Annotated in this window: 20 protein-coding genes; 14 read left to right on the forward strand and 6 right to left on the reverse strand. The window is 70.1% G+C overall.

What is annotated here, in order from left to right; translation table 11 throughout:
* Nucleotides 1-200 precede the first annotated feature (200 nt).
* From IEY33_RS12975 to IEY33_RS13010, 8 genes are all read left to right on the forward strand, one after another.
* A complete protein-coding gene (locus IEY33_RS12975; RefSeq protein ID WP_188963710.1) occupies nucleotides 201-809 on the forward strand; it encodes a MarR family winged helix-turn-helix transcriptional regulator in 609 nt (202 codons plus the stop codon).
* On the forward strand, nucleotides 806-2,362 hold the full coding sequence (locus tag IEY33_RS12980) for a TolC family protein (protein WP_188963711.1): 1,557 nt from the start codon (nucleotides 806-808) through the stop codon (nucleotides 2,360-2,362). Before IEY33_RS12975 ends, IEY33_RS12980 begins: the two co-directional genes overlap by 4 nt.
* Complete coding sequence (locus IEY33_RS12985; protein ID WP_188963712.1) at nucleotides 2,359-3,399, forward strand: TolC family protein; 1,041 nt, start codon at nucleotides 2,359-2,361, stop codon at nucleotides 3,397-3,399. Before IEY33_RS12980 ends, IEY33_RS12985 begins: the two co-directional genes overlap by 4 nt.
* A complete protein-coding gene (locus IEY33_RS12990; protein WP_188963713.1) occupies nucleotides 3,399-4,709 on the forward strand; it encodes an efflux RND transporter periplasmic adaptor subunit in 1,311 nt (436 codons plus the stop codon). The genes IEY33_RS12985 and IEY33_RS12990 overlap by 1 nt, the downstream gene beginning before the upstream one ends.
* A complete protein-coding gene (locus IEY33_RS12995; RefSeq protein WP_188963714.1) occupies nucleotides 4,706-8,077 on the forward strand; it encodes an efflux RND transporter permease subunit in 3,372 nt (1,123 codons plus the stop codon). The genes IEY33_RS12990 and IEY33_RS12995 overlap by 4 nt, the downstream gene beginning before the upstream one ends.
* Before the next feature lie 276 nt (nucleotides 8,078-8,353).
* The gene (locus tag IEY33_RS13000) at nucleotides 8,354-9,091 is read left to right on the forward strand and encodes a phosphodiester glycosidase family protein (protein ID WP_229670998.1); all 738 of its coding nucleotides are present in this window, start codon (nucleotides 8,354-8,356) and stop codon (nucleotides 9,089-9,091) included.
* Between the two features lie 123 nt (nucleotides 9,092-9,214).
* A complete protein-coding gene (locus IEY33_RS13005) occupies nucleotides 9,215-10,699 on the forward strand; it encodes an ATP-binding cassette domain-containing protein (RefSeq protein ID WP_188963716.1) in 1,485 nt (494 codons plus the stop codon).
* Between the two features lie 295 nt (nucleotides 10,700-10,994).
* Nucleotides 10,995-12,143, forward strand: a complete 1,149-nt coding sequence (locus IEY33_RS13010; RefSeq protein WP_188963717.1) for an HD-GYP domain-containing protein — start codon at nucleotides 10,995-10,997, stop codon at nucleotides 12,141-12,143.
* Nucleotides 12,144-12,158: 15 nt separating this feature from the next.
* Here the strand turns inward: IEY33_RS13010 and IEY33_RS13015 are convergent, their stop codons facing one another.
* A complete protein-coding gene (locus IEY33_RS13015) occupies nucleotides 12,159-12,974 on the reverse strand; it encodes an HAD-IIB family hydrolase (protein ID WP_188963718.1) in 816 nt (271 codons plus the stop codon).
* Nucleotides 12,975-13,168: 194 nt separating this feature from the next.
* Here IEY33_RS13015 and IEY33_RS13020 point away from each other — a divergent pair, with 194 nt between their 5' ends.
* Nucleotides 13,169-14,110 (forward strand): nuclear transport factor 2 family protein, encoded by a 942-nt coding sequence (locus IEY33_RS13020; protein ID WP_188963719.1) that lies wholly within the window; start codon nucleotides 13,169-13,171, stop codon nucleotides 14,108-14,110.
* A 313-nt stretch (nucleotides 14,111-14,423) separates the two neighbouring features.
* Here IEY33_RS13020 and IEY33_RS13025 read toward each other — a convergent pair whose 3' ends face one another.
* Nucleotides 14,424-14,861: an acyl-CoA thioesterase gene (locus IEY33_RS13025; RefSeq protein ID WP_188963720.1), complete on the reverse strand. Its 438-nt coding sequence runs from the start codon at nucleotides 14,859-14,861 to the stop codon at nucleotides 14,424-14,426.
* 367 nt (nucleotides 14,862-15,228) lie between these two features.
* Between IEY33_RS13025 and lon the strand changes: the two genes are divergently transcribed.
* On the forward strand, nucleotides 15,229-17,703 hold the full coding sequence (gene lon, locus IEY33_RS13030) for an endopeptidase La (protein WP_188963721.1): 2,475 nt from the start codon (nucleotides 15,229-15,231) through the stop codon (nucleotides 17,701-17,703).
* A gap of 91 nt (nucleotides 17,704-17,794) precedes the next feature.
* Here lon and IEY33_RS13035 read toward each other — a convergent pair whose 3' ends face one another.
* On the reverse strand, nucleotides 17,795-18,280 hold the full coding sequence (locus IEY33_RS13035; protein ID WP_188963722.1) for a hypothetical protein: 486 nt from the start codon (nucleotides 18,278-18,280) through the stop codon (nucleotides 17,795-17,797).
* Between the two features lie 234 nt (nucleotides 18,281-18,514).
* Here IEY33_RS13035 and IEY33_RS13040 point away from each other — a divergent pair, with 234 nt between their 5' ends.
* Together IEY33_RS13040 and nudC are read left to right on the forward strand one after the other, a co-directional pair.
* Nucleotides 18,515-20,098 (forward strand): gamma-glutamyltransferase family protein, encoded by a 1,584-nt coding sequence (locus IEY33_RS13040; RefSeq protein ID WP_229671000.1) that lies wholly within the window; start codon nucleotides 18,515-18,517, stop codon nucleotides 20,096-20,098.
* Between the two features lie 69 nt (nucleotides 20,099-20,167).
* Nucleotides 20,168-21,127: an NAD(+) diphosphatase gene (nudC, locus tag IEY33_RS13045; protein WP_188963723.1), complete on the forward strand. Its 960-nt coding sequence runs from the start codon at nucleotides 20,168-20,170 to the stop codon at nucleotides 21,125-21,127.
* Nucleotides 21,128-21,242: 115 nt separating this feature from the next.
* Here nudC and IEY33_RS13050 read toward each other — a convergent pair whose 3' ends face one another.
* From IEY33_RS13050 to IEY33_RS13060, 3 genes are all read right to left on the reverse strand, one after another.
* A complete protein-coding gene (locus tag IEY33_RS13050; RefSeq protein ID WP_188963724.1) occupies nucleotides 21,243-21,407 on the reverse strand; it encodes a hypothetical protein in 165 nt (54 codons plus the stop codon).
* An 81-nt stretch (nucleotides 21,408-21,488) separates the two neighbouring features.
* A complete protein-coding gene (locus IEY33_RS13055; protein WP_229671001.1) occupies nucleotides 21,489-22,688 on the reverse strand; it encodes an ABC transporter substrate-binding protein in 1,200 nt (399 codons plus the stop codon).
* Between the two features lie 51 nt (nucleotides 22,689-22,739).
* On the reverse strand, nucleotides 22,740-23,627 hold the full coding sequence (locus tag IEY33_RS13060) for a DUF4032 domain-containing protein (protein WP_229671002.1): 888 nt from the start codon (nucleotides 23,625-23,627) through the stop codon (nucleotides 22,740-22,742).
* A gap of 242 nt (nucleotides 23,628-23,869) precedes the next feature.
* On the opposite strand from IEY33_RS13060, the gene IEY33_RS13065 reads away from it, so the two are divergent.
* Together IEY33_RS13065 and IEY33_RS13070 are read left to right on the forward strand one after the other, a co-directional pair.
* Complete coding sequence (locus IEY33_RS13065) at nucleotides 23,870-24,478, forward strand: sulfite oxidase-like oxidoreductase (protein ID WP_188963726.1); 609 nt, start codon at nucleotides 23,870-23,872, stop codon at nucleotides 24,476-24,478.
* 70 nt (nucleotides 24,479-24,548) lie between these two features.
* Nucleotides 24,549-25,058 (forward strand): mismatch-specific DNA-glycosylase, encoded by a 510-nt coding sequence (locus tag IEY33_RS13070; protein ID WP_188963727.1) that lies wholly within the window; start codon nucleotides 24,549-24,551, stop codon nucleotides 25,056-25,058.
* The last annotated feature ends 50 nt before the right edge of the window (nucleotides 25,059-25,108 follow it).

The following is a 25,108-nucleotide window of genomic DNA, read 5'->3' on the forward strand; positions in this document are numbered from 1 at the left end:
AGCCCCCGTCCGTACACCCGTGCTGGTGTCTGGAGGAGGATGTGGCTTCGTACCCAGTTCAGGGCATGACAGCAGGATAGCAGGCGGAGTGCACGCTGAAAGGTGTGGGAGGCACGGCGCGGGGTGGGTCGGGGGGGTGAGGGGGGGGTTTGTACGATGGTTCACCGTCCGAAAAGTTCGGTGGCCGAATACTTCGGGAGATGAAAGATTCAGACTCCGAAGCAAATCGGCACGCCGGTGGTCCACCCCCGGACGACACCGCCGCACAGACCGGACCGGGCGGGCGCGAAGACATGCTCGCCGAGGTCTTCGAACTGCAGATGAGCATGCTGTGGCTCGCGCAGCAGGCCATGCGCGACCTGACTGCACGTCACGAACTGCACCCACCGCACATCATCATGCTGAACCTGCTCGGCGGCCGGAATCCCGGCGTGGCGGTCGCGCAGGGCGGCGGACTCAGCATGAGCGAATGCAGCCGCCACATGGACATGGCGCCCGCCAGCGCCACCACCATGGTGGACCGCCTCGCCTCGCAGGGGCTCGTGGAGCGCCACACCGGCGAGCAGGACCGCCGCGTCGTCATGGTGCGCCTCACCGAGCGGGGCCGCGAGGTGCTCGACAGCCTCACGCGCCTGTGGCAGCAGGTACAGCGCGACGCCTTCGAGGTGCTGTCCGACGCCGAACTCACCTCACACCTCGCGCTGATGCGGCGCCTGCAGGAAGGGTACCTGCGCCGCTTCCCGGAAGGACACCGCCCGCCGGGCGCGATGCCCTTCGTCACCCGCCCCACCTCCAGGGAGTCCTCATGAGAAGCCGTTCCTCCCGTCTGCTGGTCCTCACGCTGGCGCTCGCGCTGCCGGTGGCCGCCGCGCAGACGCAGCCCGCCCAGCCCGCGCAGACGCAACCCGCCCCGGCCACGCAGACGCAACCCGCCCCGGCCACGCCCGCCCTGCCCGCACCCGCCATGCGCGTCACGCTCCAGCAGGCCCTCCAGGCCCTGCAGCAGTCGCCCGGCTGGCGCAGCGCCGACCTGCAGTACAGGTCCGCCAGTCAGAGCCTCGACGCGGCCCGCGCCCGCGCCGGACTGAGCCTCACCGCCAGCGCCGACGTGAGCGCCGTCAAGATCCCTACTGACGGCGACTGGACGAGCGCCACCACGCTCGGCGTGCAGGCGGGCGTCAACGTCCTCCCCTGGAGCAGCGCGCAGGGCAGCGTCCGCCTCGCCGAACACGCCCTGTACCGCGCGGGTCTCGACCAGAAGGACGCGCAGAACACCCTCGCGCTCGGCATCGTGCAGGGCTACCTGAACGCCCGGAATGCCCTCGCCGCGCTGCAGGCCGCGCAGGCCCAGGCGACCCTCGCCGCCCGGCAGCTGCAGATCACGCAGGCACAGCAGCAGACCGGCACCCGCACCGCCGAGAACACCCTGACCGCGCAGGCCGCGCAGGAGAACGCGCAGGCCGCCCTCGCCCAGGCCAGCAGCGCCCTCGACACCGCCCTGCGGCAGCTGTACAACACCCTCGGCCAGCCCGCCCCGACCCTCCCCGCCGACGCCGTGACGGGCCTCAGCCTTCCCAGCGCCCCCACCGTGCCCGGCGCGCCCGCCAGCCTCGACACGCTGCTCGCCACGGCCGCCCGCAGCCGCGCCGACATCCTCAGGGCGCAGAGCAGCGTGCAGGACGCCCGCGAGGGCCTCGACGCGGCCCGCTTCGACCGGGCCGTCCCGAACGTGAGCGCCACCGTGCAGTACGGCCAGATCGCCAGCAGCACCGCCAGCGCGGGCAGCACCGTGAGCAGCAGCCTGAACTTCAAGACCGGGCAGCTGAACGCCACGGCCAGCGTCCCGCTGCGCTCCAGCGACCTCCCGACCGGACTCGCGCTCGGCCTGTCCGGCAGCTACGGCATCATCGACCGCAGCGCGGACGCCACCGTCACCAGCGCGAACCTCTCGCTCGCCAGCGCCACCCTCGGCCTGAGCAGCACCACCAGCGCCGCCGACCTCGACGTGCGCCAGAAGTACGCCGCCCTGCAGAACGCCCTGCTCGGCCTGAACGGCCCCCGCACCTCCCTGAAGGCCGCCAGCACCGCCCTCGTCAGCGCGCAGGCCAGACTGCAGGCCGGACTCGGCACGGCGCTCGACGTGCAGCAGGCAGAGCTGAACGTCGTGCAGGCCCAGAACACCCTCGATCAGGCCGTCAGCAGCGCGTACCTCGCGTCCCTGAACCTCAGCGTCGCCACGGGCGAGTTCACGCCCGCCCTGATCCAGCTGCCGGACGCTGCGCTGCCCGGCCTGAACCTCACGCTCGCCCTGAGCACCCCCACCCCCGAAGCCACCCCTGCCGCCCCCGGAGGCCAGCCATGAACCGCACCCGTACCCGCACCACCGCCCTGATCCTGACCCTGGCCCTCAGCGGCGCCGCCACCGCGCAGTCCAGCTACGACCTGAGCAGCGCCGTCGCGCGCGCCATCGCGAGCGGCCCGGACCTCACCACCGCCCGCGCGAACCTGCAGAAGGCGCAGGCGAACGCCGCGGCCGTCACGGCTGACCCCACCAGCCTCATCACCACCAAACTCAGCGCCCAGCAGGGCCTCGCCACCGCGCAGCTCGGCGTGCAGAGCGCCCGCCTGAACGTCATGAGCAGCGTCGTGAACGCCTACGTCGGCGCCTACGAGACCGGCCTGCGCGTCACCCTGAACGACGCGCAGGTGAAGCTCAACACCCGCCAGCTGCAGATCACGCAGGCGCGCGCCCGGGCGGGCACCGCCACCAGCCTCGACGTCACCAAGGCCCAGAACGCCCTGAACAGCAACGCGCAGGAACTCGCGGACGCCCGCGCGCAGCAGCCGATCCTCGAAGCGCAGCTCGGCAAGATCCTCGGCCTGAGCGGCGACCTGAAGCTCGCCCCGCTCCCCAAGGCCCCCACCCTGAACGTCTCGCTCGCCAGCCTGCAGAACGGCCTGGAGAACCGCCTGAGCAGCGTCCAGCAGGCCACGCAGCAGGTCGAGAGCGCCCGGCAGCAGGTCGACATCTCCGACAACGACTACACGCCCGCCCGCACCCTGCAGGACGCCCGCACCGCCCTCTCCAACGCGCAGATCACCCTCGACGACGCCCGCAAGGCCGCGCAGAACAGCCTCAAGGACGCGTACCGCAGCGCCCAGAACGCCGCGCAGCAGGTCGGCATCTCACAGGCGGCCCTGAACACCAACCAGACGACCCTCGCCCAGACGCAGGCGCGCCTGAAGGCCGGGACCGCCGCGGCCGTCGACGTGCAGAGCGCGCAGGTGAACGTCCAGCAGGCGCAGGTCACGCTGACGCAGGCGCAGGACACCCTCTGGAAGGCGCTCGCGGCGCTGTCCGTCGCGGCCGGACAGGACCTGACCGGACTGGTGAAGTGATGCGCGCCCGCCCCCTCGCCCTGCTCGCCCTGAGCGGCGCCCTGCTGCTCGGCGCGTGCCAGAAGCCCGCCACCACCGACGCCGGCGCAGCCAGCAGCACCGGTGCCAGCGCGGCCAGCGGCACCGCCAAACCCGCCGCGACCGGCAACAACCTCGACGCGGCCCCCGCCAAGAGCGCCGCCCTGAACGTCCGCACCGTGACCGCCGCGAGCGGCACCCTCAACGTCACGCGCACCGCCAGCGGCACCGTCAAATCCAGCCACGACAGCAACGTCGCCGCGCAGGCGTCCGGCACCGTCAGCCGCGTCCTCGTGCAGGTCGGCGACCGCGTCGGCAGCGGCCAGGCGGTCCTCGTGCTGGACGACACCACCCTCCGCCAGAACCTCAGCACCGCCCGCCTGCAGCTGCAGAACGCGCAGATCAACCTGTCGCAGGCGAGCCGCAACGCCGGACAGAACACCACGCAGCTGAACGCCACCGTCCAGAGCGCCCGCGCGAACCTCCAGAAGACCCAGCAGACCGTCACCGCCAACCGCGACCTGTTCCGGCTGGGCGGCATCTCGCAGGCGGACCTGACGGCCAGCGAAGCGCAGCTCGCGCAGGCACAGGCAGACCTCGCGCAGGCACAGAACAGCGCCGCCCAGAACGGCCAGAGCGGCGCGGGCAGCATCGCCCTGCTGCAGAACCAGGTGCAGCAGGCGCAGGCGAGCGTCACGCAGGCGCAGGACAACCTGAGCAAGGCCACCATCCGCGCGCCCTTCGCGGGCGTGATCGCCACCCTGCCTGTCGAGGTGGGCGAGAGCGTCCAGAACGGCGCGACCGCCTTCCGCCTCGTCGACCCGCGCGCCCTGACCGTCGAGTTCAACGTCGCGCCCTCCGACGCGGCCAGCTTCACCCGCGGCACCGGCATCAACATCCAGTACGGCGACCGCAAGCTCACGGGCCGCGTTCGCGAGGGCGACCGCGTGGCCGGCACGGACCGCCTCGTGCCGATCAGCGTCCGCCTGGACAGCAGCGACGGCCTGCCCGTCGGCGCGCCCGTCCAGGTCCGCTACACCCTCAAGCTCGGCGGCGGCCTCAAGGTCCCCGTGGACGCCATCCAGCAGACCGGCGGGCAGAACGTCGTGTACGTCGCGAGCGGCAACGTCGCCCGCCTCACCAGCGTGCAGATCGTCACGCAGTCCGGCAGCACCGCCATCGTCAGCGGCCTGAACGAAGGGGACCGCGTCATCGACCCCATCCCGCCCAGCCTCGGCGACGGCAGCAGCATCCAGGCGGACGGCACCGGCAGTACCGGAGGCAACCCGTGACGCACGACCCGCTCACTCCCGGCACCCCCCAGGAGGCCGAGCCGCGCATCAACCCGGCCGTGAACTTCAGCGTCAAACGCTACGTGTTCTCCATCGGCATCTTCGTCGCCATCGTGCTGCTCGGCCTGCTCAGCCTCCCGAAGCTCGGCGTGGATCTCCTCCCGAACTTCGAGGTGCCGATCCTGGCCGTGTCCACCTCGTACTCCGGCGCGACGCCCGACCAGGTGGACCGCAACGTGAGCCGCAAGATCGAGGACGCCGTCAGCACCCTGTCCGGCGTGTCCGACATCAGCAGCACCTCCGTCAGCGGCCAGAGCGCCGTCGTCATCACGTACCAGAACGGCACCGACATCGACTCCGCCGCGAACGCCGTCAGTCAGGCCGTCGCCGGGATTCGCGGCACGCTCCCCACCGACGCCGACGCGCCCGTCGTGCAGAAGTTCGACCCGAACGCGCAGCCCGTCATCACGCTCGCCCTGCTCGGCGGCACCGAACGCGTCAGCACCCTCAACACCTACGCCAGCGACAAGCTCAAACCCCTCCTGCAGCGCGTGAACGGCGTCGCCGACGTCACCGTCACCGGCGGCCCCGACCGGCAGGTGCAGGTGCAGCTCGACCCGCAGAAACTCCAGAGCTACAACCTCACGCCCGCCCGCGTCATCAGCGCCATCCAGGCGTCCGCGCTCGACCTGCCCGCCGGGAACATCACCCTGAACGGCAACCAGGTGGGCTTCAGCACCCGCAACACCCCCACCAGCATCGGCGACGTGCAGCGCATCCAGGTGGACTCGCAGGCCGGCATCCGCGTGCAGGACGTCGCCAGCGTCCGCGACGGCAGCGCCGACGCCACCACCTACGCCCGCCTGAACGGCCAGCCCGCCGTGCTGATCGGCATCCGCAAGGCCAGCGGCACCAACAGCGTCAGCGTCGTCGACAACGTCCGCGCCGCCATGAAGACCGCGCAGCTCCCCGAGGGCTACCAGGTCGTCGCCGCGAGCGACGGCACCCGCCAGACGCGCAGCAGCGTCAACGACACCTACAAGGAATTCTTCATCGGCATCCTCGCCGTCGGCGTGGTCGTCCTGCTGTTCCTGGGCCGCCTGAACACCGTGTTCGCCGTCGTGCTCGCCATCCCCATCTCCATCAGCGCCGCGCCGCTGCTGTACGGCGCGATGGGCTTCACGCTCAACATCATCTCGCTGCTCGCCATCATCGTCGCCATCGGCATCGTGGTCGACGACAGCATCGTCGTCGCCGAGAACGTCCAGCGGTACCGCGACCGCGGGTACAGCCGCGTGCGCAGCGTCCTGCTCGGCGGGTCCGAAGTGTTCAGCGCCGTCACGGCCGCCAGCTTCAGCCTCCTCGCCGTGCTCATCCCGCTGAGCTTCATGCCCGGCATCCTCGGGCAGTTCTTCCGGCAGTTCGGGCTGGGCCTCGCCGCCGCCATCACCCTCTCGTGGCTGGAATCCCTGCTGTTCCTCACGGTCCGCATGGCATACACCTCCGACCCGCAGCCGCTCACGTGGCGCGGCCTCGGGCAGCGCGTCGCCGCGTTCCCCGCCACGCTGCGCTGGGCCTTCACGCACTTCTACAAGGTCTGGGGCCTGATCGGCCTCGCCCTGTACGCCGGCGCCCTGTACGCCGCCTCCCGTCAGACCGGACCCGTCGTGTTCGTGGCGCTCCTTGCGTACCCGCTCGTGCTGGGCGTCGTCCGGTACGTCCTCGTGGTCCTGTACGGCCTGCTCGAAGCGCTGACCGGCACGCTGCACGGCATCACGGACCGCGCCGTGGACCGCGTCGCGGACGCCTACGCCCGCAGCGTCGCGTACCTGTTGCCCCGCAACGGCCTCGTGATCCTCGTCGCGCTGCTGTTCCTCGCGACCATCATCATCCCGCTCAAGGGCGTGGGCTTCGCGTTCACTCCCAAGAGCGACACCGGCGAGCTGCAGGTCACGCTCACCATGCCGCCCGCCGCGAGCCTCGACCAGACGAACGGCCTCGTGAGCCGCATGGAGACGTACCTGCTCGCGCAGAAGGACCTGCGCCTCCTGTCCACCAGCGTCAATGCCACCACCGCCACCCTCGACATCACCCTCGTCCCCAAGACGCAGCGTGACCCCATCGATACGGTCGTCGAACGCTACAACGCCGCGCTGCAGCCCATGGCAGCCCGCGTGACCGGCACGAACCTCGTGGTCGGCGTGCAGCAGGCCGGACCCGGCGGCAGCTACGACGTCTCGCTCGCCCTCACCGCGCCCAACCAGACGCTCCTGCAGCAGCGCAACCGCGACGTGGTCGCCCTGTTCAGCCGCGACGCGCAGGTCAGCGTCGTCAAGAGCAGCCTCTCCGAAACGAAACAGGAACGCAACTTCGTGCCGTCCAGCGCGCAGCTCGCCGGGACGGGCCTCACCGTCAACGACATCGCCAGCGCCCTGCGCAGCTACAACAACGGCACCACCGCAGGCACCCTCCGCGACGGCGACGACAGCATCGACATCGTCGTGCGACTCGACCCGGCCCTCGTCGCGGGCGACCAGGCCCTCCTGTCGCAGACCGTGTACTCGCAGGCGCTCGGCGCGAACCTCCCGCTCGGCTCGCTCGGCCGCTTCCAGCTGCAGCAGGCGCCCGCCACCATCAACCGCTACAACAAGGCGTACACCGCCACCATCAACCTCAACCTCAAGAAGGGCGCCCCCAGCCCCTTCCAGTACCAGACGACCCTCATCAAGAAAGCCGAAACCGCCGGATACCTGCAGGGCGGCGTCACGCTCGGCAACGCCAGCGCCTTCGGTTCCGCCGGACTGACGGGCGACCTCGTCTTCTACGGCCCGCTCGTCATCCTGCTCGCCGTGCTCCTCACGTACCTCGTGCTCGGCAGTCAGTTCAACAGCTTCCGCTACCCGCTGTACCTGCAGCTGCCCGTCCCGCTCGCCATCGTGGGCGGCGTGTGGGCCCTGTACCTCTTCAAGACGAACCTCGACGTCATCACGATCCTCGGCATGGTGATCCTGCTCGGCCTCGCCACCAAGAACGCCATCCTGTACCTGGAGTTCGTGGTGGAACGCATGCACACGCAGAGCATCTACGACGCGCTCGTCGAATCCGCCCGCCTGCGCTTCCGGCCGATCCTCATGACGACCCTCACGGTCCTCGTGATCAGCATCCCGCTCGTGTTCGGGCAGGGCGAAGGCGCCGAGTTCCGGCGCGGCCTGGGCATCGTGATCCTGGGCGGCGTCATCACCAGCACCCTGCTGACGTTCTACGTCGTGCCCGCCGTGTTCTACCGCTTCGAACGCAACCGCAGCGGCAAACGCCGCGAGGAGGACGACACGCGCCCCCTCCCGGACGGCATGCTCCCCACCGACTGATACGGTGTTGATCCGATTCCAGGGATGCCGGGAACAGCACCGGCATCCCTTCTTGGGCAAAACAGCGCCCTGCAGGACGCTTGCCCGCTTCCATCTCCTCAACACCGTACTTTTTGGCGCCCTTGTCGCTCGGCTGAACTCCAAAAGTTCAGCTCAAAACCGTATGACCTTCAGTCCGTTCCGGCCGTACGCGCGTGCCGCTCCCAGCCCGGGGGCGGCACGCGTCCGTTCTCCCCGGGCGGCACTCCTCACGCCCGCACCTGCCATCATGCTCGCGTGCGCTTCCCTGTTCCCGTCACCCTCGCAACCCTGGCCCTGCTGAGCGCGTGCGCTCCCGCAGACGCGCTCGGCACGGCCGACGTCACGTACCAGGGCACCGCCTACGCCGTCGTGACCGTCACACCGGGCCGCGACCACCTGCGCCTCTCCTGGCAGGGCCTCGACGGCCAGCCGTACGGCACGGTCGGCGCCCTGAAGGCCGCGCTGGCCGCGCAGGGCCGCCGCCTGCTGTTCGCCACCAACAGCGGCATCTACGCGCCCGGCCTGCGCCCCCTGGGCCTGCACGTGCAGCGCGGCGAGACGCTCACGCCCCTCAACCGCGCCACCAGCGGCGGGAACTTCGCCCTCGTCCCGAACGGCGTGTTCTGGGTCAGGGGCGACCGGGCGGGCGTCACCGAGACGCGCGCGTACGCCCGCAACGACCCGCGCCCCGACTACGCCAGCCAGTCCGGCCCGCTCCTCGTGCAGGGCGGACAACTGCACCCCAGCTTCAACAGGGGCAGCACCAGCTTCAAGCTCCGCAGCGGCGTCGGCGTGTGCGCGGGCGGCGTCGTCAAGTTCGCGATGAGCGAAGGCCCCGTCAACTTCTACACCTTCGCGACGTTCTTCCGTGACCGGCTCGGCTGCCCCGACGCGCTGTACCTCGACGGCACCATCAGCACCGTGTACACCCCGCAGCGCGGCGACCGGCAACTCGTCCCGTACGCGGGCATGTGGGCCGTCACCGACCGCTGAACCGCGCCGCCCAGCGTTGCTGGTGAAGGGGGGTCAGTGGGTGGGGTTGGGGATGCTGGCGAGGTCGTCGGTGCCGCGTTCGGTGTCCAGGGCCGTGGTGCGCCAGCCGCTATGCTGCTGGGCATGACTGGCCCTGCCGACGCTGCCCTGCCCGTGCCGCTCGTGACGCTGGAGGGTGTGCGCGTGACGCAGGGCGGCGCGACGGTGCTGAGTGACGTGACGTTCACGGTGCGAGCGGGGGAGGCGTGGCTGCTGACCGGCCCGAACGGAGGCGGCAAGAGCAGCCTGCTGGGCGTGCTGCGCGGGGACCTGTCGCCGCAGGAGGGGCGTCGCCGGTACGTGCTGGAGGGTGAGGTGCGCGTGTCGGCGGTGCGGGCGCGGCGGCTGCTGCCGCTGGTGAGTCCGGCACTGGAGGCGTGGTTCCTGACGCGCGACTGGGTGCAGTCGGTGTCGGACGTGCTGCTGGTGGGCCTGGAGGGCGAGATGCTGCGCCTGCGCGAGCCGGACGCGGCCGCCCGGGCGAGGCTGGCGGAGGTGGCGGCCCTGACGGGCCTGGAGGGCCTGCTGGAGCGGGACGTGCGGACCCTGTCGCACGGGCAGCGGCGGCGCGTGCTGCTGGGGCGGGCGCTGATGCCGCGCCCGGCGGGCCTGCTGCTGGACGAGTTCACGGACGGGCTGAGCGTCCCGGCGCGCGCGGAGCTGCGCGGCACGCTGGAGCGCGTGGCGGCGTCCGGGGTGGCGGTGGTGCTCGCCACGCACCGGCCGGATGAAGCGCCCGGCCTGGCCTGGCGGCACCTGCGGGTGGAGGGCGGCACGGTCCGGGAGGAACCCCTGCCCCCAGTGGGCGCGCCGGACCTGGCGGTGGGCGGCCCGCGCCTCGCACCCGCCCCACGGGCGGCGGACGGGGAGGTGCTCGTGGCGGTGCGGGACGCGGAGGTGTACCGCAACGGGCACCGGGCGCTCGGCCCGCTCGACTGGGAGTGGCGGCGCGGGCAGCACTGGCTGGTGACCGGCGAGAACGGCGCGGGCAAATCCACCCTGGCGCGCCTCGTGGCGGGCGAGTTCCACCCGGCGCTCGGCGGGCTCGTCACGCGGCCCTTCCTGAAAGACGCGCAGGGACAGCCGCGCGACGTGCTGCGTGAACGCCGCCGCGCGATCGGTGTGGTCGGCGCGGAACTCACCATCCGGCAGCGGCGCGACTGGACGGGGGAGGCGGTGCTGGCGTCCGCCTTCCACGGCAGCGAGGGGTTCGCGGGCGGCCTGACGGACGCGCAGGCGCTCGCCGTGCAGCGCGTCGCAGGGCGGCTCGGCGTGACGGACCTCCTGCCACGCCGCGCGGACACCCTCTCGCAGGGGCAGCTGGGGCGACTGCTGCTGGCGCGCGCCGTCGTGCACGCCCCCACGCTGCTGGTGCTGGACGAGGCCCTGAACTTCCTCGATCCGGACGGTCAGCGGCGCTTCCTGGACCTCCTGCCGGACCTCACGGCGACCGGCACGCACCTGCTGGTCGTCGCGCACCGCGAGCAGGACGTGCCGCGCGGTCTGACGCACCACCTGCACCTGAACGCGGGCCGCGTGGCGGGCGTGAAGGCCCTCACGCCCGACTGATACGGTTTTGATCCGATTCCAGGGATGCCGGAAGCAGCACCGACATCCCTTCCATCTCCTCAAAACCGTACTTGTTGGTGCTCGCTTCGCTCGGCTGAACTCTACAAGTTCAGCTCAAAACCGTATGAGACCAGATTGAGCTGAACGCCTGGAGTTGAGCCGTTCGGAGCGTGAAGCCGCCGCCCAGCCGCGAGCACCGGAGCGCCGGACCCGGCACCCACATCATGCCTTCATGTTCGCTTCAGGCGGTCACGTTGTGGTGAGCCTGACAGAGTGCCGTCCGCATACTCGCGGTATGACGACGCACGACCCTTCCGCGCCGGACGTTCACGAGGCCGCCTTCAATCCCGCCGCCCCGGCGTCCCCGTTGGAACGCGCGCGTTCCCTGCTGCACCTGACGCGCCAGGCGATGGCCGCGCCGGACCTGCAGGGCGGACTGCTGCCCGTCATGGAGGCCCTGCTGTCCGGCACGGCGGCGGTCGGCACGGCGTACTTCGAGGCGTCCGGCGATCAGGCGCTCGTGTACCAGGTGCGTGCCGCGGCGGGGGAGATGCCGTCCACGGCGGGCATGGCGGCCATCGCGGCACACGGCCTGCCCGCCAACGTGCCGCTGCTGCGGGTGCTGCAGGAGGCGCCCGAAGCGCTGTTCTACGGGGACGTACACGCGTCGCCGGACACGCAGGGCTTCGTGGAGCTGGGCGTCGCGAGTCTCGCGGCGGCGCCGGTGCAGGACACGCAGGGCGAGCTGTTCGGAGCGCTGCTGATGCACACCTTCCGGCCGCACGCGTGGACGCACGACGAGCGGCAGCTGTTCGGGATGGTGGCGGACACGGTCGCGTCGCTCACGTGTCGCCTGCGGGCCGAGGAGCACATGCGGGCCGCGCAGGAATCGAGCCTGCGGGCGCTGGGGCTGGCGCTGGAGGCGCGGGACGGCGAGTCGCTGGGGCACACGGACCGCGTGACGGCCCTCGCCCTGAAGATGGCGGGCCGACTGGCGTTCACGCCGCAGGAGACGTGCGCGCTGCGCTGGGGCGCGTACCTGCACGACATCGGCAAGATCGCTGTGCCGGACGCGGTGCTGCTCAAGCGCGGCCCGCTGGACGCGGACGAGTGGGAGGTCATGAAGGGGCACGTCGTGGCGGGCAGCAGTTTCGCGACGACGCTGGCGTTCCTGCCGGACGCGTCGCTGGCCGTGATCGCGCAACATCACGAACGCTGGGACGGCAGCGGTTACCCGTGGGGGATGAGCGGCGACGAGATCAGCCTGGGGGCCAGGATCTTCGCGCTGTGCGACGTGTACGACGCGCTCGTCAGCGAACGCCCGTACAAGGAGGCGTGGCGACCAGAGGACGCGCTCGCGGAGGTGCAGGCGCAGGCGGGACGGCAGTTCGACCCGGCGCTCGTGCCGGTGTTCGTGACGGTCGTGAACGAACAGGAGGGCTGAACCGGGCCTGCCGGGTCAGGCGTGCGTGGCGCCGGGTGCGGGTTCGGTCTGCAGGCGGTCCGCGAGGGCGTTCAGGTACGTGCCGAGCGCGCCCGGGCCGTCCACGGTGTCGTTCGCGTGCGGGCGCAGGAGTGGCAGGTTGCCGAGCTGCACGGCGTGCCCGGCGACCTGCAGCATGGCGAGGTCGTTGTCGGAGTCGCCGAAGGCGAAGGTGTGGGCGCGGTCCACGCCGAGCGACTGCGCGATGGCGAGCAGTGCCGCGCCCTTGTCGGCCCCGGCGGGCGTGACGGTCAGGAAGTCCGTGTACGGTTCCTGCGCGCCGGTCATGACGAGGTGCGGGTGCGTGTCGGCGAGCGCGTCGCGCCAGCCGCGAATGCCGGGGTGGTAGAAGCCGACCTTCTGCACGCGGTCCGTGGGGGCGGCGGCCAGGGGGGCGTGCGGGCGGCGCGACAGCCATTCGGGGACGGGCGTGCCTTCGGGCAGGTCCACGTACACCTGCTCCTCGGCGAAGGCGATGACGCGGGCGTCGTCGAGGCCGTGCGCGAGGACGGCCTGCAGGTCCTCCTGGCTGAACACGGCGCGGGTGTGCAGTTCGCCTCCGATCTCGATGCGGCCACCGTTGTTGGTGGCGACCGCGTCGGGCCGGGCCGCGTCGAGCACGTCGGCGGGCGGCGTGTCGCGGCCGGTGATGATGGCGGTCAGGACCTTCTGGCCGGGCAGGTCGCGCAGGCGCGCGAGGGCCTGGCGGGTGTCTGCGGGAACAAGGAGGCCGCCGTCAGGGATGAGGGTGCCGTCCAGGTCGAAGGCGAGCAGCAGGGGCGGGCGTGACATGACTCAGGCTAGCGCAGGGTGGTCAGCGGCGCTTGACGCCTGCGCCATATGTAACTAGTCTGATTACAGGTTGGGTGGAGGGCGTGCAGAGCGCCGCTTCCGCCTGCGTCCCTGTGCTGCCCGGCCTGCGCCCACCCCACATGTCACAACATCGGTGACACGTTGCCCTGCCGCCCCACACCCAAGGAGTCACGATGCCCGCCCGCCACCCCACCCACCTCGTCCTCGCGGCCCTCGCCCTCCTGACCGTCCCCCCGGCCCTCGCCGGAAGCGGTACGTCACCCGCCGCCCTTCTCCCGGCCACCGTCACCACTGCCGCCCCCACAGCCATGCCGTCCGCCAACGCCGCGCTCGTCCTGCGCCTCGTGCGGGACGGCCTGGAACGGCGCGACACCGCCACCGTGCGCCGCCTCGTCGCGCCCGACTACCGCGAGCACGACCCGCAGCGCGCCAACGGACGCGCCGCCCTGCTCGCCGCGCTCTGCGACCCCGCCACACCACGCGTCCGGTACGACGTGATCCGCACGCTGGTGGACGGCGACCTCGTCATCCTGCACAGCCGCGTCACCCTGACCGGCACCCCGAAACCCCTCGCGGCCTTCGACATCTACCGCGTCCGCGACGGACAGGTCACCGAACACTGGGTGAACCGCCAGCCGAACGCCGACGCCCCCAACCCCAGCGGCCGGACCCTGCTGGACGGCGAGACGCGCGTCACGGACAGCGCCCTCACCGCGCAGAACAAGGCGACCGTGAAGGCCTTCTACACCCGCCTGTTCCTGCAGGGCGACCTGAGCGCCCTGCAGACCATCGACCCGGACACTTACCTGCAGCACAACCCGGGCTTCGCGGACGGCGTGGACACCATCCGCAGGGCCTTCGGCGGCATGGCGGCCGCCCCCGCCGCTCCCGGTCATGCAGCCGCTCCCGCCAACACGGCCGCCGCGCCGTCTCCTCAGCCGCTCGCGGTGTCCGGCGAGGGCAACTTCGTGCTCGTCCGGACCGTCAGCAGCTTCGGGGGTGGCCGGAGCCTCGTGTACGACCTGTTCCGCCTGCACTCCGGGCGCATCGTGGAGCACTGGGACATCGTCTCGCCGGTGCCCGCCACTGCCAGCAACAGCAGCGGCGTGTTCTGATCCGGTTCTGAGCTGAACGCCTGAAGTTCAGCAGAGCGAAGCGAGAAGCCGCTGCCCGGCCGTGAACACCAACAACTCCGGTTTGGAGGAGACGGAAGCGGGCAAGCGTCCCCTCTTTCAGATCCGGACCAGTCTCCTGCGGAGCTATCCCAGTCATGGGCGATGTTTTGCCCAAGAAGGGGGTGCCAGTGCCAATTCCGGCATCCCTGAAACCGGATCAGAACCGTATGACCCGCTGAGTGAGGCAGAGCGAACGCAGAAGGGCGACGCAGGAATCGGTCCCTGCGTCGCCCTTCCCGGGTGGTGGGGCGCTTCAGCCGCGCACGATGGGGCGGGGTCTGCCGCTGGCGTCCACGGCCACAAACACGAACACGCCGCTCGTGGCGAGTTCCTGCTTGCCGGTGGCGAGCGTCTCGCGGAACACGTCCACCTTGACGCGCATGCTGGTGCGGCCGGTGTGGATCACCTCGGCCTCCAGCGCGATGGCGTCGCCGCGCCGGATGGGGAGGTGGAAGTCCACGGCTTCCATGCGGGCCGTGACGACTTCGCCCTGGCAGTGGCGGATGGCGGCCATGCTGGCGGCCTTGTCCATCATGGACAGCACGAAGCCGCCGAAGGCCGTGCCGTGCCCGTTGAGGTCTTTCGGGAACACGAGTTCCAGCATGCGGGCGCTGCTGCGCGGGGCGGGCTGGACGGGGGCGGGCGTGTCCGGCGTGGTGGGGGGCGTGTCGGGGGTCTCGGGGGAATTCATGCGGGCAGTGTACATGCTGTCCGGCCTCTGCCCGTGCGGGGGTGGACGTGCAGGGGCGGCCGCAATTCCCAAGGGAGGGTCAGGTTCACGTCACGGTTCTGTCAGAGCTGCGGCGTTACCCTGAAGGCCCGCTGGGTGAGCTTCCGGAGGTGTCCGGGAGCGGCTCGGGCGGGGCCTGACGGCGACGGCTTCTCATCCTTTCTGCGGTTGTGTTGTTCCAGGAAACTTGATACACTTGCACTCAAGTTATCTGGGTACTGTGTTCGCTGCGCGTGCAGCCCCAGCCCCGACAGGCGCCCACGCACCTGACAGCGACAGGCACGCACGATCAACGCACAGCGTTTTTCAAAGGTCAAAGGAGCCAACCATGCCCGACGTTCCCACCGACACCACCATCCCTGCCAACGTCCCGGTCTGCCCGGTGCGCGGCAGCGTGATCTACCCGACCATGGTGCAGCACATCGACGCGAGCCGCGCCATCAGCATCGCCGCCATCGACGCCGCCATGCTCGAAGAGAAGACCATCCTCATCGTCTCCCAGCGCGACAAGGACATCGACGACCCCCAGGGCAAGGACCTGTACGACGTCGGCACCCTCTGCAACGTCCTGCGCGTCCGCAAGAACGCCGACGGCACCGTCCAGATGCTCGTCAGCGCCGTCGGCCGCGCCCGCGCCACCAACTACACCCGCACCGACTTCCTGCGCGCCGACGTCACCCTCATCCGCAGCGAGACCGGCAAAGCCATCGAACTGCAGGCCCTCAGCCGCGAACTGAACGAGAAGTTCGAATCGCTCATCGCGGGCGGCAAGTTCCTGTCCAGCGAAGCCGTGACCACCATCCAGAACAAGGAAGACGCCGGCGAGATGGCCGACTTCATCGCCTTCAACATGGATTTCCGTATCGAGGACAAGCAGGCCGTCCTCGAAGCGACCAGGGTCACCGACCGCATCCGCAAGGTCCTCACCCTGCTCGACGGTGAAGCCGAAGTCCTCAACATGCAGCAGAAGATCCGCGCGCAGGTCAAGGAAGAAATCGACCGCAACCAGCGCGAGTACTACCTGCGCGAACAGATGAAAGTCATCCAGAAGGAACTCCACGGCGGCGAGGACGGCGAAACCGACGAGACCGAGGAACTCCGCAAGAAGATCGACGCGCTCGGCCTCGCCCCCGAAGTCAAAAAGGAAATCGACCGGGAACTCAACCGCCTCAGCCGCATGCACCCCGACGCGGCCGAAGCGAGCGTCATCCGCACGTACCTCACCACCATCAGCGAACTCCCCTGGAACACCCGCAGCGACGACCAGCTCGACATCGCCACGGCCGCCACCATCCTGGACGACGACCACTACGGCCTGGAGAAGGTCAAGGACCGCGTCCTCGAATTCCTCGCCGTGCGCCGCCTCCGCAAGGAACGCGCCGAACGCGGCGAGATCGACGCCGCCGAAGTCAACAAGGGCCCCATCCTCGTCTTCACCGGCCCTCCCGGCGTCGGCAAGACCAGCATCGCGCAGAGCATCGCCAAGAGCCTCGGCCGCAAGTACGTCCGCATCGCCCTCGGCGGCGCGCGCGACGAGAGCGACATCCGCGGCCACCGCCGCACGTACATCGGCGCGATGCCCGGCCGCATCATCCAGGGCCTGCGCAGCGCCGGAACCCGCAACCCCGTCGTGCTGCTCGACGAGGTCGACAAGCTCGGCAGCGGCATGCAGGGCGACCCCAGCGCCGCGCTCCTCGAAGTGCTCGACCCCGCCCAGAACGCCAACTTCACCGACCACTACCTCGGCGTGCCCTTCGACCTCAGCGAAGTGATGTTCATCGCCACCGCCAACTACCCCGAGCAGATCCCGCCCGCCCTGATGGACCGTATGGAAGTCATCGACTTCTCCAGCTACATCGAGCAGGAGAAACTCCAGATCGCCAAACGCTACCTGCTGCCCCGCCAGCTCAACCAGAACGGCCTGAAACCCAACCAGATCGCCATCACTGACGCCGCCCTGGAAAAACTCATCAGCCACTACACCCGCGAGGCGGGCGTACGCAACCTCGAGCGTGAGATCGGCACCGTCGCCCGCAAGGTCGCGCGCCGCGTCGCCAGCAGCGAAGTCAAACGCGCCAAGGTCACCGACAAGGAACTCGACCGCTACCTCGGACAGGCCCGCTACATGCCCGAGCACGAGAACCGCGAAGACATGGTCGGCGTCGCCACCGGCATGTTCTACACGCCCGTCGGCGGAGACATCCTGTTCATCGAGACGAGCGTCTCCCCCGGACGCGGCATGCTGCTCACCGGCCAGCTCGGCGACGTCATGAAGGAATCGGCCCGCGCCGCCCTCACGTACGCCAAGACCAACGGCGACCGCTTCGGCATCTCCAAGGAACGCATCGACGAGTCCGAAATCCACATCCACGTGCCCGCAGGCGGCATCCCCAAGGAAGGCCCCAGCGCAGGCGGCGCGATGCTCACCAGCATCATCAGCGCCCTGACCGGCATCCCCGCCCGCAAGGACGTCGCCATGACCGGCGAGATCACCCTCACCGGCCGCTACCTCCCCATCGGCGGCCTCAAGGAGAAGGTCCTCGGCGCGCGCCGCGCAGGCATCCGGCACATCATCATGCCCAAAGCCAACGAAGGCGACCTGCGCGACATCCCCTCCGACCTGCGCAGCACCATGCACTTCCACCCCGCCGAGACGGCCGACCAGGTGCTCGACGTGGCCCTCGTGGGCGGCCTGAAGGCCCTGGAAGCGCGCGGCAACGGAGGCGGCACCGTCACCCCGGAAGCCAAGCCCAAACCCGCCCGCCGCAAGCGCGGCAACGACGAAGCGGTCGCCACCGCCTGAACCGAACACATCAACGAGAGCGGCCCACTTCCCGAAAGGAGGTGGGCCGCTCTCGTTCTTGAATGCGTTCTGACGAATCGCTACTGCCGGGTCATTCTTTTCCGGCGTGGGCTTTCAGTTTCAGGTACTCGGCGTACACGTTCGCGGACGCGCTGTCCTGTTTCGTCTGGACCGCCTGGAGTTTCTGAGCGTTCAGGCTGCCCAGCGGACGCGTGACGCTGTTCGTACTCAGCGAGTACCGGTTGCCCTGCATCGCGTAGCATCCGGACATCTGTCCGCTCGACACCTCGATGAGGTAAGAGCATCCGCTCACGGTGTTCTGGGCGGTGAAGTCGAAAATGTAGAACTGATCGATGGTGTCACCGAGATCGAGCAGGGAGAAGACGCCGTGATCGCTGTCGTACCCGGCCACCACGGGACCGCCGTAATCGTTCGTGCCCGTCAGGTAGTAGTCGTTCGGGGCGTCCGGAGCGACGACCAGGTCTCTGAGCTTGTACCCGTCCGTGTAGGTGTTGAGGATGGTGTACGTAAACTTCCAGCTTCCGTAGAGGCGTTCGGTCTGCTGCTGGTTGCTCACAGGGGCAGGAGCGGTGGGTGCCGGAGTGGTCGTCGTGGGTCCACCGCCGCAACTCGCCATGAACAGAGGGACGGTCAACGCCAGAGCCAAGTACTGTTTCTTCACGCCGTCCACTGTAGCCCCGGCCTCCTGCGGGTGTCAGGGCAAGTGTCGCCCGGGTGCCGGGCATCAACTCGGCGCGAGGACCGTGGAGGGCGCGCGACGGCCGGGGATGCCTGACGCTACCCTGTCCCCATGCCTCTGTATCCTTCATCGCGTCAGCCCGTGTACGCCCGTCGGGGCATGGTCGCCACCGGTCAGCCGCTCGCCGCGCAGGCGGGCCTGAGCATCCTGCAGGAAGGCGGGAACGCCGTGGACGCGGCCATCGCCACGGCGATCGCCCTGACGGTGGTGGAGCCGACCGCGAACGGGATCGGCGGTGACAATTTCGCGCTGGTGTGGGCGGACGGTGAACTGCACGGCCTGAATGCGAGCGGCGCGGCCCCGGCGGGCCTGAGTCTGGGCGTGCTGCCGGACGGGCGGATGCCGGTGCACGGATGGCTGCCGGTGACGGTGCCGGGCGCGGTGCGCGGCTGGGCGGACCTGCACGGCCGCTTCGGGCGGCTGCCGTTCGCGCGGCTGTTCGGTCCGGCCATTCATTACGCGCGGCACGGCTATCCGCTCAGTCCGGTGGCGGCCCGCAACTGGGCGCGCGCCATCGGCATCTACCGCAGCCTGAACCTGCCGGAACTGCAGGAGTGGTTCGGCGTGTTCGCGCCTGCGGGCTTCACGCCGCGTCCGGGCGCGGTGTGGGCGAGCGAGGGGCACGCCACGACCCTGGAACGCATCGCGGCGAGCGGCGGGGCGGACTTCTACGAGGGGCAGCTGGCGGAGCGCATCGGGCGGCACGCGGAAGCGACGGGCGGCGTGATCCGCGCGGCGGACCTGGCCGCGCACCGCAGCGAGTGGGTCGCGCCGATCAGCGCCACGTACCGGGGCCACGAGGTGTGGGAGATCCCGCCGAACGGGCAGGGCATCACGGCCCTGATGGCGCTCGGCGTGCTGGACGGCCTGGACCTGCCGGACGAGCGGGACACGGCGCGCGGCCTGCACCTGCAGATCGAGGCGATCAAGCTGGCGTTCGCGGACGCGCACGCGCACGTGGCCGACACGCGGCACAGCGACGTGCCGGTCGAGCGCCTGCTGTCGGCCGCGCACTTCACGCAGCTGCGAGACCGGATCGGGGGAGAGGCGCTGGACCCGCAGACGCGGGCGCCCAGCACGGGCGGCACCGTGTACCTCGCGGCGGCCGACGGGGACGGCATGATGGTGAGCCTCATCCAGAGCAACTACATGGGGTTCGGGAGCGGCGTCGTGATTCCCGGCACCGGCATCGGCCTGCACAACCGCGGCCACAACTTCAACCTGGAGGACGGGCACCCGAACGTCCTGAAGCCCGGCAAGCGCCCGTACCACACCATCATTCCGGGCTTCCTGACGCGGGACGGCGGGCCGGTCGGGCCGTTCGGCGTGATGGGGGGCTTCATGCAGCCGCAGGGGCACGTGCAGGTCATCCTGAACACGCTGCGGTACGGCATGAACCCGCAGGAGGCGCTGGACGCGCCGCGCTGGCAGTGGCTGACGGGCCGCAACGTGGAGGTGGAGCACGGGCTGGGCGCGCACCTGAGCCGCGAACTGGGCCGCCTGGGGCACCGCGTGAACGTGCAGCTGGAGGCGGGGAGTTTCGGGCGCGGGCAGATCATCTGGCGCGACCCGCAGACGGGCGTGCTGGTCGGCGGGAGCGAACCGCGCACGGACGGCCTCGTCGCCGCGTACTGAACGCCGTGCCCGGCGGGTGGGCGGCCGCGTGTCACAGTCTCCTGACCGCTGCCGGGGTTGAATGACGCTGTGAGCGCGCCCGAAACCCCACCCACCGCCGAGCAGACCCTGGACGCCGAGGGCCTTCAGCCGCAGGCGCAACCGCAGCCCTCCGACCCCTTCTCGAACGGGTACGGGTTCACCCCCGGCCTGCCCGGCCCGGCCACGCCCGCCCCGGACGCGCTGTGGCTGGTGTTCTCCCGCGACAGCCTGCTCCTGCAGGACGCCACGTTCGCCCTGCCGGACGGCCCGCCCGCCGGGACGGAACACGCGCAGTACCTCGGCATGCAGCACCTCGGCGTGCAGCACCTCGGTGGGGAGCAGCTGGACGGCCGGAGCGGCACGGCGGACCGCGAGGTGTGGACGGCCCGCCTGACGGCGGACGCGCCGGACGGCCTGAAGTTCTCGCGCCTGCGCGGCCTGTACGGGCGCGTGCCCGACTGGCTGTGGGTGCTGGGTGGCTACGCGTACCAGATCGTGGAGTGGGACCGCACGCACACGTACTGCGGGAACTGCGCGACGCCCACCGTGCGCGGCGACACGGAACGCGTACGCCGCTGCCCGAACTGCGGGCTGAGCGTGTACCCGCGCCTCGCTCCGGCCGTGATGGTGCTTCTCACGCGCGAGCACGAGGGGCGCCCGCAGGTGCTGCTGTGCCGTTCCCCGCAGTTCCCGCCCGGCATGTACAGCGCCAACGCGGGCTTCGTGGAGCCGGGCGAGACGGTCGAGCACGCCGCGCACCGCGAGATGAAGGAGGAGACGAACCTCTCCATCCGGGACCTGCGGTACTTCGACTCGCAGCCCTGGCCGTTCCCGCACAGCCTGATGCTCGCGTACACCGCGCGGTACGCGGGCGGCGAGATCATCCCGCAGCCCGGGGAGATCGAGGAGGCCCGCTGGTTCGACCACGACGCCCTGCCCGCCCTGCCGGACCGCGCGAGCATCTCCCGCCGCCTGATCGAGTCGGTGGTGGGCCCGCAACCCGACTGACCGTAACTGCGCCCCCGGTTCCGCCGGGGCATGCATCTCCATCAGAAAAGGAACCCGGGTGGCTGCCCTGGGTTCCTTTTCTGGTGTACGGGTGCTGCGTCTCTGTCTTTGTCCGTCAGAAGCGGTGGTGGCCGCTCAGGGCGACCGTCACGGCCGTCAGCAGCGGAATGAGCGCCGCCAGCAGCCACACCGTCATGGCCCGCCCCCGGCCCGGCCGGATCAGCAGGACCAGCAGGCACAGCAGGGCGAACACGGTCACGGCCAGGTACAGCGTCGGCATCTCGGGAGCAGTGTAGCGGGTCCCGGCCCGTTCCCGCGCAGCGGCGTGTTCCGTCCGGCTGCCTTACCGCCGGAACCTGTCTTACTGGCTGGCTTTGCGCTGCGCTTCCTGCAGGGCGGCCGTGGCGGTCGCCTGGCCGGTGCTGGCCTTGTGAATGGCGTCCTCGAGGTACTTCTGCCAGGTGTAGTAGTCGGGCGCGGTGGGGCGGGTGGTGGTGTCGTCCATCTGGTCGTACGCGGCCTTGCGGTACGGGTTCTTGGCGTAGTAGGCGTCCAGGCTGGGCTGGACGCTGCGGCGCGGCGTGACGTACGCGGTCGCCTTGACCCAGTCGGTGAGGCGGGCGGGCTCCATCAGGAACTTCCAGAAGGCGAGGGCGCCCGCCTGCTCCTGCGCGCTCGCGCCCTTCACGATGCCGAGGTTCGCGCCGCCGATCGGGACGGTGCAGACCTTCTCGCACGGGAACTGCGCGGCGCCCAGCTCCACGAACGGCAGCTTCTGGAAGTCCGTCCAGTTGGCGATGCTGGCGACCACCATCAGGTTCTGGCCGCGCGTGAAGTCGAAGGCCGCGCCGAGCGCGTCGCCGAGCGTACGGGCCTGCGCGCTGCCGCTCCTGACCATGCCTGCCAGCTGTTCGAGCGCGTCCACGGCCTGCGGGGACGTGAAGTTCGGCTTGCCGTTCACGACGAGTTTCCCGCCGCGCACGCTCACCATGCTCTCGAAGGTCCAGGCGTCCGCGATGGTCAGGTACGGGCGGCGGCCCTGCTTGAGGCGTTCGGAGGTGGCCTGCAGTTCCGTCCATGTTTTCGGGACGCCCGCACCGGATTTGCGCAGCGCGCCCGCGTTGTAGAACAGGACGGGCGTGCTGACGTTCCACGGCAGGCCGAAGCGTGCGCCGTCCACCTCGCCGGCCTTCCAGACGGCCGGGTAGAAGTCCCGCACGAAGTCCGGGCTGAGCGTGCCCTCGTACCTGTCGAGGTTCACGAGCTGGTTGTCGCCGACGAGCTTGTTGAAGTACGTGAATTCCGCCTGGAACAGCACGGGCGCGTTCCCGGCCTTGATGGCCGCCTGGAGTTTGGCGGGCGTCTCGCGGTAGTTGCCGGCCGAGGTGGGGATCACCTCGTACTGGTTCTGGGAGGCGTTGAAGTCCCTGGCGTAGCCCGCGATGACGTCCTTGACGCCCTCCATGCTGTGCCAGAAGGTGATCTGGGTGGGCGCGGCGGCCGCGTTCACGGCGAGGCTGAGGGTGAGGAGGGAGCTGATCAGGAGGGCTGGGCGCTTCACGCCGGGCAGTCTAGAGTGCCAAGGTGACGCGCATGTGATGCCCGCTGCGGGTCAGCGGCGGCGGACGAGCATCTTCATGCGCTGCGTGAGGCGCTGGTACACGGGCGGCGCGTGATGCTTGCTGAAGTCCAGGGCGGCCAGCTCGCTGCCCACGTCGAACCCGTACCGCTGCGTCAGGAAGTACCGGTGATCCATGATCCACAGGTACAGGTCCGCCTCGGTTCGGCCGGGGAAGCGCGACAGCACGTCGTGCGTACGGATCTGCTCCACCACGCGCGCGTACAGGCGCACGTACCAGCTGCAGGTCGCCTCGTCGATCGGCACGTCGCGGCTGTACTTGCGGTCCAGGTAGTACTTGCGCGTCTGGATGTGCTCCGCGAGGCGGTCGTAGCGGCCCGGCGTGGTGAACAGGATCGCGTGGTGTTCCGGCATGAGTTCGTCGAGGTGCGTGGCGCGCAGGAAGTCCGCGTACTCGCCCTTGATGATCAGGTCCTTGAGGGTATCGCCCGGTTCGGGCGGAACCGTCACGTGCAGCTCGATCACCTGCGCGTCGATGTACGCCTGCCCCTGGCGGCGCGCGACGGACACGCGGTGGTTGCCGTCCTTCACGAAGTACAGTTCGCCGACCTTGTACACCTGGATGGGCGGCAGTTCCTTGCCCTGCAGCTGCGCGGCGCGCACGCCGATCCAGCGTTCGTCGAGGTGCGGTTCCTTCGGCAGGTAGTAGCGGTCGAACTCCTTGTAGCGGTCCACGGACCCCACGATGCTGGCGGTCGGGATGGCCTGCGTGCCGCGCTGGAATTCCGCGTCCGGGTGCAGGTGCCGCACCCACTCGAAGGGAATGAGTTCGTTCGGGGCGCGCACCACGGCGTTCAGCAGGTCGTGCACGTCGGCCGTCAGCCGCGCCCGTTCCACCTCGCTGCGCGCCTGATTGCGCATGTCGCGCGCACCTCCGTTTCCGCCTTCTGTCTGCATCTCCCGCTCCTGGACAGTCCCGTGCCGGGCCCGCCTCTTGGTGTCCATGCTACACCTGCTCGCCTGTCAGCTTCCTGACGGGCCGTCAGGGAACGGTCAATCGGACGCCGGGGCAGCACCACGCCGCTCCTTAGGTTTCCTTTGGGATGCCCGCGAATGCGGCCAGCACCACCGAAGCGCGCCCCCGGATACGGTCCAATACGGGCATGCTCGGACGATTCTTCAAGAAGCCCGATGACGACCTCGGCGGCCGCGTGCCGCCCGGTCAGACACTCACCACGCGCTTCCCGGTCCTCACGTACGGCCCGGTGCCCCGCTACAGCAAGGAAGACATCACCGTGCGCGTGTTTGGACTGGCCGAAGAGCAGACCTTCTCGTGGATCGACCTGCAGAAGATGCCGCAGACCACCCTGACGTACGACATCCACTGCGTCACGCACTGGAGCAAGCTCGACACCACCTGGACCGGCGTGCAGGTGCCGGAACTGATGCGGCACATCACGCTCAAGCCGGGCGCGACGCACGTCATGATCCACTCGGTGGGCGGGTACACCACCAACCTGTCGCTGGAGGACTTCGCGCGGGAGCAGAACCTCCTCGCGCACGCCTTCGGGAACACGCCCGACACGGTCGCGCCGCTCGAGACGGAGCACGGCGGCCCGATGCGTCTGGTGGTCCCGCACCTGTACTTCTGGAAGAGCGCGAAGTGGATGAACGGCCTGGAGTTCATGAGCGCCGACGAGGCGGGCTTCTGGGAACGCAACGGCTACCACATGCGCGGCGATCCCTTCAAGGACGAGCGGTACAGCGATTGACACCCCGTCCAGCGCGGGCACTCCGCTGACCGGCCCTGTCGCGGACGGCGGGACGGGCGCGCCGTACCTCGTGCCGGACCTGCTCGCACCGGACCTGCGCCTGCTGCTGGTGGGGTCGGCGCCCAGCACCATCAGCGCCCGCGCGCACGCCTACTACGCCAACCCGCAGAACAAGTTCTGGCGCACCCTGCACGCCGCACGCATCACGCCGCGCCTGTTCCTGCCGTCCGAGTACCCGGAACTGCTGACGCTGGGCGTGGGCCTCACGGACCTCGCCAAACGTCACGCCGGGGCGGACGCCGCCCTCCCCGGCCACGCCTGGGACCGCCCGGAATTCCTGACGAAGGTGCAGACGTACCGCCCGCGCACCGTCGCCTTCACCAGCAAGCGCGCGGCGAGCGAGGCGCTCGGACAGCCGACCGGTCGCCTCCCGTACGGCCTGCAGGTGCAGGACCTGCACGGCGCGCAGGTGTGGGTGCTGCCCAGCACCAGCCCCCTCGCAGACACGCACTTCCGGCTGGAGCCCTGGCTGGCGCTCGGCGAGACGCTCCACTCAGACCAGATTGAGCTGAACTCTTAGAGTTCAGCTGAGCGGAGCGAGCACCAACAAACAGGTACTGGATCAGACCC

Origin of the sequence: Deinococcus aquiradiocola (assembly GCF_014646915.1) — a bacterium.
Classification (GTDB): domain Bacteria; phylum Deinococcota; class Deinococci; order Deinococcales; family Deinococcaceae; genus Deinococcus; species Deinococcus aquiradiocola.

What these genes read in the sequence shown, in the direction of transcription:
- IEY33_RS12975 (WP_188963710.1), top strand. Translation starts at nt 201, where the DNA reads ATGAAAGATTCAGACTCCGAAGCAAATCGGCACGCCGGTGGTCCACCC.
- IEY33_RS12980 (WP_188963711.1), top strand. Translation starts at nt 806, where the DNA reads ATGAGAAGCCGTTCCTCCCGTCTGCTGGTCCTCACGCTGGCGCTCGCG.
- IEY33_RS12985 (WP_188963712.1), top strand. Translation starts at nt 2,359, where the DNA reads ATGAACCGCACCCGTACCCGCACCACCGCCCTGATCCTGACCCTGGCC.
- IEY33_RS12990 (WP_188963713.1), top strand. Translation starts at nt 3,399, where the DNA reads ATGCGCGCCCGCCCCCTCGCCCTGCTCGCCCTGAGCGGCGCCCTGCTG.
- IEY33_RS13005 (WP_188963716.1), top strand. Translation starts at nt 9,215, where the DNA reads ATGACTGGCCCTGCCGACGCTGCCCTGCCCGTGCCGCTCGTGACGCTG.
- IEY33_RS13010 (WP_188963717.1), top strand. Translation starts at nt 10,995, where the DNA reads ATGACGACGCACGACCCTTCCGCGCCGGACGTTCACGAGGCCGCCTTC.
- IEY33_RS13015 (WP_188963718.1), bottom strand. Translation starts at nt 12,974, where the DNA reads ATGTCACGCCCGCCCCTGCTGCTCGCCTTCGACCTGGACGGCACCCTC.
- IEY33_RS13020 (WP_188963719.1), top strand. Translation starts at nt 13,169, where the DNA reads ATGCCCGCCCGCCACCCCACCCACCTCGTCCTCGCGGCCCTCGCCCTC.
- IEY33_RS13025 (WP_188963720.1), bottom strand. Translation starts at nt 14,861, where the DNA reads ATGAATTCCCCCGAGACCCCCGACACGCCCCCCACCACGCCGGACACG.
- lon (WP_188963721.1), top strand. Translation starts at nt 15,229, where the DNA reads ATGCCCGACGTTCCCACCGACACCACCATCCCTGCCAACGTCCCGGTC.
- IEY33_RS13040 (WP_229671000.1), top strand. Translation starts at nt 18,515, where the DNA reads ATGCCTCTGTATCCTTCATCGCGTCAGCCCGTGTACGCCCGTCGGGGC.
- IEY33_RS13050 (WP_188963724.1), bottom strand. Translation starts at nt 21,407, where the DNA reads ATGCCGACGCTGTACCTGGCCGTGACCGTGTTCGCCCTGCTGTGCCTG.
- IEY33_RS13060 (WP_229671002.1), bottom strand. Translation starts at nt 23,627, where the DNA reads ATGCGCAATCAGGCGCGCAGCGAGGTGGAACGGGCGCGGCTGACGGCC.
- IEY33_RS13065 (WP_188963726.1), top strand. Translation starts at nt 23,870, where the DNA reads ATGCTCGGACGATTCTTCAAGAAGCCCGATGACGACCTCGGCGGCCGC.